The following is an 11780-nucleotide window of genomic DNA, read 5'->3' on the forward strand; positions in this document are numbered from 1 at the left end:
TCGTTGATTCAGCTTCGTTGCCAACGTGCTCGATTCTTGCAAGCGTCGGCAGGTTTGGTCACTCGACAGGCAGTCCGAGGCCGCGCGCAATGACCATGCGCTGCACCTCAGACGTGCCCTCGCCGATCTCGAGGATCTTGGCGTCGCGATAGAAGCGCGCGACCGGATACTCCTCCATGAAGCCGTTGCCGCCGAAGACCTGGGTAGCGACCCGGGTCGCCGTCACCGCGGCTTCGGTTGAGTACAACTTCGCGATCGCCGCCGCCTGCTTCACCTCGGCCGCTGGCCGCGACGCGTCCTTCATCGCCGACGCTTTGTAAGTCAGCACGCGAGCAGCCTCGACCGCGACGGCGAGGTCACTGATCGCGAAAGCGATCGCCTGCCGTCCGCCGATCGGCTTGCCGAAGGTGACTCGCTCCTTGGCGTAAGCGACGGATTGCTCCAAGCAGGCCTGGGCAAGGCCGACAGCCAGTGCGGAAATTGCAATCCGGCCGTCGTCGAGGATCGCCAGGAACTGTTTGAAACCGGCACCGCGGGTTCCGAGGAGATTCTCTTCGGGCACCCGGCAATCGTCGAAAGCCAGGCCGTGCGTGTCAGAGGCGTGCCAACCGAGCTTGTTGTAGGACGGCTGGACCTCGAAGCCCGGCGTCCCGCTCGGGACGATGATGGCTGAGATCTCCGGCCGGCCGCGATCACCCTGGCCGACCGCGGTTCGTGCCGTCACCGTCACACAGGAGGTGATCGCCGAGCCGGAGTTCGTGATGAAGGACTTCGCGCCGTTGATGACCCAGCTGCCGTCCACCAGCTCTGCTCTGGTCCGGGTCGCGCCCGCATCCGAACCTGCCTCAGGCTCGGTCAGCCCGAAACCGGCCAGTCGGCGCCCGGCCACCAGATCGGGTAACCAGATCTCCTTCTGAACTTCGGTTCCGAACGAGAGAATCGGGTTGATTCCGAGGCCGACACCGGCCGACAAGGTGATGCCGACGGACTGGTCGACCCGGCCGAGTTCCTCGATGGCCACGCAAAGGGCGGTGAAATCGCCGGCGCTGCCGCCGTACTGCTCAGGGACGACCAGCCCAAATAGCCCGAGTTCCCCCATTTTGGGCACCAGCTCGGCCGGAAAGTGATGTTCGCGATCCCAGTCGGCGACGTACGGGGCTACCTCCGCTTCAGCGAACTCCCGCACTACCTTGCGGAAGACCTCGTGGTCGGCGGACAACTCGAACGACATCTGAAGCTCCTTGACGTTAACGTAAACGTCAGGCAACTATAGCTGGGTGACACGCATCGCGAAAGACCAGTGGACGGTCGGCGAGCTCGCCGACGAATTGGGCATAACCACCCGAACACTGCGCTTCTACGAGGCCGAGGGGCTCATATCGCCGGCCCGCAACGGCACGGCCCGGGTCTATGACCACCGGGACCGCGCCCGTCTGCGGCTGATACTGCGGGGCAAGCGCTTCGGAATGTCGCTCGCCGAAATCAGCGAGATCGTGGGCATGTACGACGGCGCAGCATCCTCAGAACGTCGACAGCTGCAAACGCTGCTCGATCGACTTGGCGAGATCACGGTCGATTTGCAGGCGCGACAACGAGATCTCGCCGGAACCTTGAACGAGGTGTCCGAGGTCGCCGACCAGTGCCGCGCTCGGCTCGCTGAACTGGACGTTTGACCCGATTGGGTGGCACCTGCGCCCCGGCCGGTGTCGGTCGTGACTCATCCCTCATCGGACTTCGCCCAACCTGTCGGTAACCTTCGCAACGGAACGTAAGGAATCTCAGGAGGACATTCATGCGCAAGGTGCTCATCGCAAACCGGGGCGAAATCGCGGTCCGGGTAATCCGCGCGTGCAAGGACGCCGGACTCACCTCGGTCGCTGTCTACGCCGAACCGGACCGCGATGGCCTGCACGTGCGTGCCGCCGACGAGGCCTTCGCCCTCGGCGGCAACACCCCTGGCGAGTCCTACCTGGTTATCGACAAGGTGATCGAAGCGGCCAAGCAATCGGGCGCCGACGCCATTCATCCCGGTTATGGCTTTCTCTCCGAGAACGCTGACTTCGCGCAAGCGGTGATCGACGCCGGCATCACCTGGATCGGCCCGTCGCCGCAGTCCATCCGTGATCTGGGCGACAAGGTGACCGCGCGGCACATCGCCCTGCGTGCAGGTGCGCCACTCGTCCCCGGCACGAAGGATCCGGTTTCTGGCCCGGACGAGGTGATCGCGTTCGCCACCGAGCACGGCCTGCCCGTTGCCATCAAGGCAGCCTTCGGCGGCGGCGGCCGCGGGTTGAAGATTGCCCGCACCCTCGAAGAGATCCCCGAGCTGTATGACAGCGCGGTCCGTGAGGCCGTGTCGGCGTTCGGCCGTGGCGAGTGCTTCGTCGAGCGTTACCTGGACCGGTCGCGGCACGTCGAAGCGCAGGTGTTGGCCGATCAGCACGGCAACGTGATCGTGGTCGGTACCCGCGACTGCTCGCTACAGCGTCGCAACCAGAAACTGGTCGAAGAAGCACCGGCACCGTTTCTCACCGACGAGCAACGCGAAAGCATCCACACCTCGGCCAAAGCCATCTGCCGCGAGGCCGGTTACTACGGCGCAGGGACGGTCGAATACCTGGTCGGCAACGACGGCGTGATCAGCTTTCTCGAGGTCAACACGCGCCTGCAGGTCGAACACCCGGTCACCGAAGAGACCTCCGGCCTGGATTTGGTACGCGAACAATTCCGCATTGCCGACGGCGAAGTCCTTCGATTCACCGAAGACCCGACGCCACGCGGGCACGCCTTCGAGTTCCGCATCAACGGCGAGGACCCAGGCCGAAACTTCCTGCCTGCGCCCGGCGTGGTCACGACCTATCGGGAACCGGCCGGCCCGGGCGTCCGAGTGGACTCGGGTATCGAGGGTAATTCCGTCATCGGTGGCGCATTCGACTCGTTGCTGTCGAAACTGATTGTCACTGGCGAGAGCCGCGACGAGGCGCTCGCCCGCGCCCGGCGCGCACTCGGCGAGTACGTGGTGGATGGTATGGCCACGGCGTTGCCGTTCCATCGAGCCGTCGTCTCGGATCCGGCCTTTGCGCCCGCTGACGGCGCACCGTTCACGGTGTTCACCCGCTGGATCGAGACCGAGTTCGACAACCAGATTCCACCGTTCACGAACGCGGCGGCAGATACCGAGGCGGCTGAATCCGGTGACCGGCAGACGGTTGTCGTCGAGGTCAGCGGCAAGCGTCTCGAAGTCTCGCTTCCCGCAGGGTTCTCGGTCGGTTCCGGTTCGGGTGGTGGCGGCAAGAAGGCTGCACCCAAGCGTTCGGCGGGCAAGAAGGCCGGCGCTGCGGCGTCCGGCGATTCACTCACCGCGCCGATGCAGGGCACGATCGTCAAAGTGGCGGTTGCAGATGGCGATGTGGTTGCCGTCGGAGACCTGGTCGTCGTGCTCGAAGCCATGAAGATGGAGCAGCCGATCAACGCCCACAAGGCAGGGACGATCACCGGCCTGACCGCCGAGCCTGGAGCGGTCGTCACGTCCGGATCAGTGCTCTGCGAAATCAAAGAATGACCCGCCTGCGTAACGCGGCCTCTCGATAGGCCTTGACAACGCCCCTCCCTTGGAGTCCGATGTGACCACAGTCACAGCGGGTTCAGTCGGGGACTGTTCATTCGAGAACGGTGCCCCAGCGTGGTCATCAAAGGGGTTTGTTCATGCGCAGAGGCTTGATCTGCATCGCTGTCGCTATCTCGGTGGGTCTGTCGTTTCTCGTTGCTAACACGGCACCAGCCAGTGCTGCTCCCGCTACTTCAGCGGGCGGGACGGCAGCGGACGGGCCGGGAACGCTCAGCCACTTCGATCTGGCGCGCAAGGATTGCCTGGGCACGGCCCGCAATACGAACTCCAAGATCTGGTACACAGTGGCCGGCGGTGTGCTGTCCGATGTTTACGCGCCGACGATCGACACCACCAACGTCGAGACGATGCAGTACCTGGTGACCGACGGTGCGTCATTCACCGACCTCCAGACTCGCGACACGACCTACACGGTTTCCGCTGATTCAACCGGCATGATCTGCACCGTCACGTCAACGGCCAAGAGTGGCGCCTACACATTGACGAGCACCTACCTCACCGACCCGAATCGCGACAGCGTCGTCGTGCGCACGCGCTACACGCCCCTGACGCGAGCCGCACAATCGTTCCGGCTCTACGTGCGCCTCGATGCGACCGTCGGCGGCAATGGCGGCGGGGCCGGCACCGCAACGCCCTCCAACGGCGGCGCGGACTCGGCCGTCGTAGACCACTCCACCGGATCCGCCGTGCCGGTCTCGTTCGACACCGTGACCACGACGAATGCCGTCAACCGCGACTACGCAGTGCCCAGCTATCTGGCTCTTCGCTCGGACCAGGGCTTCCGTGCCGTCAGCAGCGGCTTCGTGGGAACACCCAGCGATGCCTTGACCCAACTCGATGCCAGCCACGCGATGACGCCGACCTTCGACAACGCCAGCAACGGAAACGTCGAGCAGACGGCCGAGCTGCGGACAGCGAGCTGGAAGCACGACCGCAGCAACGATTTCACGTTGGCCCTCGGCTTCGGCACCAGCCAGGCTGCCGCAGTCGCCACCGCCGGAGCCACCCTGCGGGCGCCGTTCAACCGGCTGCGCTCTGACTATCAGCAGGGCTGGTCCCGCTACGACAGCCAGCTACGCCGGCCCGCAACGCATCTGACCGGGCTCACCAAGCGCCAAGTCAGCGACGCCGCCAAGCAGTACTACGCCTCGGCGAACGTTGTGAAGGCCAGCGAAGACAAGACCTTCCCCGGTGCGATCGTCGCGTCGTTGGCATCGCCCTGGGGCCAGTCCGTTTCCGCGGGCGACCCCAACAACACTTACTTCGGCTCGTACCGCGAAGTCTTCGCCCGCGATCTCTACGAAGCCTGGACCGCGCTGTTCACCGACGGCGACCTCGCAACCGCCCGGGCCGCGACGCGCTTCCTGTTCCTGGACCAACAGCTGCCCGACGGCTCGATGCCCCGAAACTCATTGGTCAACGGCAAAACGGCGCCCGACTCGTTCAACACCCAACTGGATGAGGTCGCCTACCCGATCCTGATGGCCTACCAGTCCGGCTTGTCGGGTGACAACGTGCTCTGGCCGCACATTCAGTCGGCGGCGAACTACCTGATCAGTCACGGGCCGAGTTTCGGCCCGGAACGATGGGAAGAACAGGGCGGGTACTCACCGTCGACGATCGCAGCCGAGATCGCCGGGCTGGTGGCTGCGGCCCGTATCGCCCAGCAGCACAACGCTTTCGCTGCGGCGCGGACATGGCTGGCAACGGCCGACGAGTACCAGCGCAACATCAAGAAGTGGACGATCACGACGAACGGTCCGCTGTCGCCGCAGCCATACTTCATCAGGCTTTCCAAGACCGGTGACCCGAACGCCGCCATCAGTTACGGCATCGGCAATGGTGGCCCGACCCTGGACCAGCGCAACGTCGTCGACGCCGGATTCCTCGAACTCGTCCGGTTGGGTGAGCTGAGTGCCACCGACGCCGACGTGCAACGCTCGCTGACCGTTGTCGACGCGACGATCGAGCGTGACACCGACAGCGGCACCGGTTGGCTCAGATACAACAACGACGGTTACGGTGACTGCCACGTGGCATCAGGCAACTGCACCGTCGAAGGTGCTCCGTGGGCGCCGACAGGTCACGGCACCGGCCACATCTGGCCCGTCCTCTCGGTCGAACGCGCACAGCAAGACCTGGCGACCGGGCAGCGGGCTGCCGCCGGTCAGCTGCTCAACTCGATCGGCAACATGACCTCGGGCGTAGGTCTGGTGCCAGAGCAGGTCTGGGACGATCCCGCAGTACCGGCTTCGCCGTACGGCAGCGATCCCGCGACCGCGTCGATCGGTTTCGTCAACGGTGAGCCGGCTGGCTCGGCATCGCCGCTGACCTGGGGATCAGCCTCACAGGTCAGGTTGATCGCCGATCTGACCGCCGGTCGCAGCTTGGAGACTCCGCAACTCACGACTGATCGATACGTCCGGCATACCCAAGGCAGCACGACGCTGACCGTGACGGCGCCTATCGACCAGACCCCGGCCACCGCCGACATCACCGTTACCGGCACCGCGGTGCGCGGGGCGAGGGTCGACGTCGCGGACGTGGGAACGGACCAGAACAGCACGACGGTCATCGCCTCAACCGTGGTAGGCGCATCCGGTGCCTTCTCGATCAACCTGGCCGCGCAGAACGGCACGAACGTCTTGGTGATCACCGCGACCGCGCCGGGGGGCGGCACTGCAGAGGTCGTGCGCACAGTGGTCAACGACGTCGTCACCGGGACGCAACTGCTCGACGTGCCCGATCCAGCGGGCGATGACCACGGTCCCGGCAACTACCAGTACCCGACGGCGCCAGACTTCCACCCTGGCGCTTACGATCTGACCGATTTCCAGATCTACGACACTGGTAGCACCGTCACCTTCCGCGTGCAGACAGCGGACCTGTCACCGACCTTCGGCAGCCCACTCGGCGCGCAACTGGTGGATGTGTACGTACACCAGCCAGGCGCGGTGACCACCTCCACTGCGGCATCATTCCCGCAACGCAATTACCAGATCGCGAGCGCCGATGCCTGGAGCAGGCTGATCGAGGTACAAGGCTTCGGCCAGCGCTTCATCGATCCGGGCGGGGCCACTCAGGGAACGGTGGCCATCAGTGCCAATGCAGTGTCGCGCTACATCACTTTCAGCGTGGCCAAGACCGCCTTGGGCGGCACGCCAGCCGCCGGCTGGAGTTTCACGGTAACCCTCACCGGTCAGGACGGCTTCAGTCCCGATCAGGCCCGAGCATTCACGGCGACACCAGGAGGATTCAACTTCGGGGTCTGCGCGGCGCCAAGCGCTGACCCCCATTGCACGGTCGATCCGACCACGGTGCCCAAGGTGATGGACACCGTGACGCCCGCGGGGGTGATGCAGTCCGATGAACTCGACTACACAGTGCACAACCCAGTGGTACTGCGTGGAATCCCGATCGCCTGAGAGCACACTGGAGCGGTGGCCGAACGACCGCCGATGGGACAGTGGCTGAAATACGCCCTGGGTGGGCGGCTGTCCGATCGCTACGACGAATGGGTGCTGCACGACCTCACGGGCCGCGACTGGCGAATCCGCGAGGCCGGCCGGATCATGCTATTCGCGGTAGTCCCGATCGTGGGCCTGCTGATGCTGCCAGGACCGCTGGAGATCCGGATCTACGCCGCGTCGTTCGTCGTTATCGGGCCACTGTTCGTAGGCTTGGCGTACGGCGACGAACTCCGCGATCGCAGGCTGCGCCAACACGGCCTGTTACCGCCAACCGGGCCCGATCCGGACTGACGTCAGGCTTCTTCGGTGGCGCCTTCGGACGTCACGTCCTCGGACGCAGCCTGTCTGGCTGAGATCTTCTCCAGCATCGCGATCCGCTTCTCGGCCAGCGCGATCATCTCCGCGGTGCGGGCACCGATGTGTGCGGCGTCCGCGCCTTGAGAGAACACCATCGCCCAGCCGTCCGGCCCTTCGAGAGCCGGCACTCGCTCGACCAGTTCCTCGCGGGAGACGTGATGTACGCCGTTGAAGTCATAGGCGCTGGTCACCACCGCGACAACGACATGGTCATCTGGAAGCACTTCAACGTGCGTCACGATCGTGTCGGCGTTGTCGGCGAAAACCTCAGCAGCCCTTATCGTGCGCCGCGATTTTTCGATCTGCTCGGGTGAAATCTCCATTCGCCAGCCTCCAGTTGCTAGTCGAGGTCATCGTGCTGGGTCAGCTGCCGGGCCGCTTCGGTGATCGAGCCCGACAGCGAAGGGTAGACAGCGAACGCGGCGGCCAACTCGTTCACGGTAAGCCCGAGCTGCACCGCGGTGGTGATCTGCATGATGAGCTCTGAGGCTTGCGGCGCAACGACGGAGCCTCCCATCACGACGCCCGTAGCCGGCCGGCAGTACAGCTTCACGAAGCCGTCGGTCACGCCCTGCATCTTCGCCCGCGCGTTACCTGCCAGCGGCAGCATCACAGTACGGGCCGGTGCGGCACCTGAGGTCACTGCTGCGTGGCCGATGCCTACCGTCGCGATCTCGGGGTGGGTGAAGACGTTTGCGGCAACCGTCTTCAGGCGCAGCGGCTGCACCGCCTCACCCAGCGCGTGCCACATCGCGATCCGTCCCTGCATGGCGGCCACCGACGCCAGCAACAGAATGCCGGTGCAATCGCCTGCCGCGTAGATCCCCGGCACCGAAGTACGCGACACCCGGTCGACCTCGATGAATCCCCGGTCATTGAGGTGCAGACCGACGTGCTCCAAGCCCAGACCGCTGGTGTTCGGTACAGACCCCACGCACATGAGGACGTGCGAACCTGTCACGGTGCGGCCGTCTACGAGGCCGACCTCGACCCCGCCCGCCGGATCGTCGATGCGCTTGACCCACTCGGCCCGAGCGTGCTTCATCAAGGTGCCACCGTGCTCGGTGAAGACCTTCTCGATCACATCCGCAGCGTCCGGATCTTCGCCCGGCAGCACCTTTTCGCGACTGGACACCAGCGTGACCGGGACACCCATCTCGCTGTAAGCGGAGGCGAATTCGGCACCGGTCACGCCTGAGCCCACCACGATCAAATGCTCGGGAAGCTCTGTCAGGTCGTAGAGATCGCGCCAGGACAAGATCCGCTCGCCATCGGGCTCCGCGCCCGCAAGCACCCGAGGGGTGCCACCGGTGGCCAGCAGAACGACGTCGGCATGCACCGTGTCGACTGGCTCGCCGTCGCCGTCGAGGACGTCGATCGAATACGTTCGACCATGCTGGTTCTCGGCAAACCGGGCGCGTCCAGGCAGCACAGTGACGCCGGCCCGAACCAACCGAGCCAGGATGTCGGCTGACTGGCTTGCCGCGAGCTCCCGCACCCGAGCGTTCACGACGTCGAGCCGGACCTGAACGTTGACCCGCGCGTTGTCTGCCGGTGCGTCGTCGGTCCAGACGCCCAGGGCCGGAGCAGCACGCAGCCCGGTAACCCGCTCGGAGGTTGCGATCAGGGTCTTGGAGGGGACGCAGTCATAGAGCACGCACGCTCCGCCGGCACCGTCGGATTCGATGAGCGTCACGTCGGCTCCGAGCTGCGCAGCCACCGTTGCTGCCTCATAACCGGCAGGTCCGCCACCAACAATCGCAATGCGAGTCACCACGCCATTGTCCCGGTTCACACCCGGTGCGCACTACCGGGGCTATTCGCGTACCCGAGTCCGATACACCAAGCGGAAGCTGACCAGGCTCCGAGCCGTGCATACCGACTCGGTAGTCTCAGCCATCGTGCCCCTCTACGCCGCCTACGGATCGAACATGGATCCGGCGCAGATGCGCAACAGGTGCCCCTACTCCCCCTTCGCCGGTACTGGCTGGCTGGCGGACTGGCGGCTCACCTTCGGAGGCGAGGATCTCGGCTGGGAAGGCTCGCTTGCCTCGATCGTCGAAGAGCCTGGCAGCGCGGTGTTCGTTGCCCTCTACGACATCACGCCGGCTGATCAGGTATCGCTGGACAAGTGGGAGAGCGCGGACAGCGGCCTCTATCGCACCTCCCGCCTGCGGGTGGCCACGATGGACGGCGACGTACTCGCCTGGACGTACGTGCTCAACGGTTACGAGGGCGGGCTGCCATCGGCCCGCTATCTGGGCCTGATCGCAGAAGCGGCAGAGACGGCCGGGGCTCCGACGGACTATGTAGCCGAGTTGCGCGGCCGACCGTGCCGATCGATTGGCGACTGATCCCTCGCTGATCGGTTGGCGACTGATCCGTCGCTGACGCCAGGAAGAGAACCGAATCGGTACCGAGGTGGATCAGGTCGCCCAGAGCTCGTCGAGGATCGCCGCGGTGAACTGCACGCCGACCGCAAGGGCCGACTCGTCGATATCAAAGTCTGATTGGTGAAGGTCGCCCCCCACACTCCCGGGTACACGCACGCCGAGCCGAGCCATGGAGCCCGGAACCGTCCGTAGGTACCAGGCGAAATCCTCACCACCCATCGATTGAGCGGTGTCGGTGACAGCATGCGGGCCGAGCGCGGCGAGAGCGGCTTGCGTCTGCACGGCAACCAGGTGCGCGTCGTTGGTGACCGCAGGAACACCGCGATCGAAGCTGACCACGACCGACGCCCCCGTCGGGGCCACGACCTGCTCGACCAGTTCGCGGACCAGCGGCTCGAGACAGTCCCAGAGGTCGCCATCGAGCATGCGCAGCGTCCCGCGCAGCACTCCTGACAGCGGGATGGCGTTCGCGGCCGAGCCGGCGGCGACGGCGCCCCAGACCAGCGACAGGGCCGAGCGTGGGTCGACCCGCCGCGACAGCAGCGTCGGCAGTTCGGTGATCAGAGCTCCGAGGGCATAGACCAGATCCGCAGTCAGCTGCGGTCGGGCCGTATGCCCACCTGGGCCGCTCACCGAGATGTCGAGCTGGTGGAAGGCCGCGGTGATAGCACCCGGACGCAGGCCGACCTGACCGGCATCGAGTTTGGGATCGCAATGCACCGCGAAAATCTGGCGCACCCCGTCGAGCGCACCGTCCTCAACCGCCGCCGCAGCGCCGCCAGGCATCCGTTCTTCGGCGGGTTGAAAGATCAGCCGCACCGAGCCCGACAACGTCGCCGCCGTGCTGAGGGTCGACGCCACTCCGAGCAGAATCGCGGTGTGCGCGTCGTGCCCACAGGCATGACACACGCCAGGATTCTGGGAAGCATAAGGGACATTCTTTATATCCGGTAACGGCAAAGCATCGATATCGGCCCTCAACGCGACGAACTCCGGGCCGTCGCCGATGTCGCACACCACACCGGTTCCGATTGAGAGTCGTTTCGGCGAGAAGCCGAGATTCTCCAGGGCGGCGACGATAAGCTCGGTCGTGCGGTACTCGCTGTACGCCACCTCGGGATGCGCGTGTAGATCGCGACGCCAGCCGACCAAGTCCTGGGCATGATTGGCTAGCCAATCGTTGGCCAGGACCAGAACTTTCTGCACCTCTAGCAGGATAGTCACCGCACCGGAGCCCAAGATTCCGGGTCAGTCCACGAAGGCGCAGAATTCGTTGTCGTCCGGATCGGCCATCACGTGCCACCTGATGTCTTCACCCTTCGGCCGAAGGAGCGCCGCGCCGGCAGCTACCAAAGCCTCGAGACCGGCGGCACCGTCCACGGTCACATCCCAATGCACCCGGTTCTTCACGGTCTTGCCCTCTGGCACCTCGACGAAGTCCATCGATTCGAACGGCGTGTCCGGGATCGCGTCGACCCAGCACCACGGGTTGTCCGCCGACCGACCGTACACGCCGCCGAGAATCCCCTGCCACCACTGGGCAATCGCTTCAGGGTGCTGGGAGTCGACCACCACGTCCTTCAAGCGGTACTCGGGTGCCTCCTCGTCGATGAACGCGCAAAATTCCTGACCGTCCAGATCGGTCATCACCGTCCAGCGTTCGAAGTCCTCGACGCGACGAGCCCCGAGGGCTTCCAGGTGCGCGATCGAGGGGGCGAGCACGTCGAGGTGGACGCGGTTCTTTACCGACTTGGCTTCGGGAACCTCGTTCACCCAAATCCGGTGTTGCGCGGTGGCGCCGGCAAGCCAGCTGCCACCGTCTCGACGCTCCACCTTCAAACCCAGAACCTGAGCCCAGAAGTCTTCGGTTCGGCCCAGCCCGCTAGCGGTGTCGATACAGAGGTCTTTGAATCGCGCAATCGCCATGCGGTG

10 protein-coding genes are annotated in these 11780 nt (G+C 65.1%); 5 read left to right on the forward strand and 5 right to left on the reverse strand.

From position 1 onward, the window contains the following. Window positions 1-58: 58 nt before the first annotated feature. Window positions 59-1231: an acyl-CoA dehydrogenase family protein gene (locus ACSMXN_RS18560; protein WP_022913802.1), complete on the reverse strand. Its 1173-nt coding sequence runs from the start codon at window positions 1229-1231 to the stop codon at window positions 59-61. A 46-nt stretch (window positions 1232-1277) separates the two neighbouring features. Between ACSMXN_RS18560 and ACSMXN_RS18565 the strand changes: the two genes are divergently transcribed. The 4 genes from ACSMXN_RS18565 to ACSMXN_RS18580 all read left to right on the forward strand — a co-directional run bounded on the left by ACSMXN_RS18565 (window position 1278) and on the right by ACSMXN_RS18580 (window position 7389). Then, window positions 1278-1673: a MerR family transcriptional regulator gene (locus tag ACSMXN_RS18565; RefSeq protein ID WP_022913803.1), complete on the forward strand. Its 396-nt coding sequence runs from the start codon at window positions 1278-1280 to the stop codon at window positions 1671-1673. A gap of 119 nt (window positions 1674-1792) precedes the next feature. Beyond that, entirely contained in the window at window positions 1793-3562 is a 1770-nt protein-coding gene (locus tag ACSMXN_RS18570; protein ID WP_022913804.1) for an ATP-binding protein, read from the forward strand. 143 nt (window positions 3563-3705) lie between these two features. Then, complete coding sequence (locus tag ACSMXN_RS18575) at window positions 3706-7053, forward strand: glucodextranase DOMON-like domain-containing protein (protein ID WP_022913805.1); 3348 nt, start codon at window positions 3706-3708, stop codon at window positions 7051-7053. A 15-nt stretch (window positions 7054-7068) separates the two neighbouring features. Next, on the forward strand, window positions 7069-7389 hold the full coding sequence (locus tag ACSMXN_RS18580) for a DUF5313 family protein (protein ID WP_022913806.1): 321 nt from the start codon (window positions 7069-7071) through the stop codon (window positions 7387-7389). Between the two features lie 2 nt (window positions 7390-7391). Here ACSMXN_RS18580 and ACSMXN_RS18585 read toward each other — a convergent pair whose 3' ends face one another. Both ACSMXN_RS18585 and ACSMXN_RS18590 read right to left on the reverse strand, forming a co-directional pair. Beyond that, on the reverse strand, window positions 7392-7778 hold the full coding sequence (locus tag ACSMXN_RS18585) for a hypothetical protein (RefSeq protein WP_022913807.1): 387 nt from the start codon (window positions 7776-7778) through the stop codon (window positions 7392-7394). A gap of 17 nt (window positions 7779-7795) precedes the next feature. Next, window positions 7796-9229, reverse strand: a complete 1434-nt coding sequence (locus ACSMXN_RS18590; RefSeq protein ID WP_027139556.1) for an NAD(P)H-quinone dehydrogenase — start codon at window positions 9227-9229, stop codon at window positions 7796-7798. A 127-nt stretch (window positions 9230-9356) separates the two neighbouring features. Between ACSMXN_RS18590 and ACSMXN_RS18595 the strand changes: the two genes are divergently transcribed. Beyond that, window positions 9357-9809 carry a gamma-glutamylcyclotransferase gene (locus tag ACSMXN_RS18595; RefSeq protein ID WP_027139557.1) on the forward strand — a complete coding sequence of 151 codons (453 nt, stop codon included), beginning with the start codon at window positions 9357-9359 and terminating at the stop codon, window positions 9807-9809. Between the two features lie 72 nt (window positions 9810-9881). Here the strand turns inward: ACSMXN_RS18595 and ACSMXN_RS18600 are convergent, their stop codons facing one another. Further along, window positions 9882-11054 carry an amidohydrolase gene (locus tag ACSMXN_RS18600; protein WP_027139558.1) on the reverse strand — a complete coding sequence of 391 codons (1173 nt, stop codon included), beginning with the start codon at window positions 11052-11054 and terminating at the stop codon, window positions 9882-9884. A 42-nt stretch (window positions 11055-11096) separates the two neighbouring features. Next, window positions 11097-11774, reverse strand: coding sequence for a VOC family protein (locus ACSMXN_RS18605; protein ID WP_022913811.1), 678 nt, complete (start codon window positions 11772-11774; stop codon window positions 11097-11099). Window positions 11775-11780: the final 6 nt, after the last annotated feature.

The sequence above is a fragment of the Parajatrophihabitans canadensis genome, from assembly GCF_053764775.1.

Bases quoted from the DNA above. Each gene is read 5' to 3' on its own strand.
- ACSMXN_RS18560 (WP_022913802.1), bottom strand. From the start codon at position 1,231: ATGTCGTTCGAGTTGTCCGCCGACCACGAGGTCTTCCGCAAGGTAGTG.
- ACSMXN_RS18570 (WP_022913804.1), top strand. From the start codon at position 1,793: ATGCGCAAGGTGCTCATCGCAAACCGGGGCGAAATCGCGGTCCGGGTA.
- ACSMXN_RS18575 (WP_022913805.1), top strand. From the start codon at position 3,706: ATGCGCAGAGGCTTGATCTGCATCGCTGTCGCTATCTCGGTGGGTCTG.
- ACSMXN_RS18585 (WP_022913807.1), bottom strand. From the start codon at position 7,778: ATGGAGATTTCACCCGAGCAGATCGAAAAATCGCGGCGCACGATAAGG.
- ACSMXN_RS18605 (WP_022913811.1), bottom strand. From the start codon at position 11,774: ATGGCGATTGCGCGATTCAAAGACCTCTGTATCGACACCGCTAGCGGG.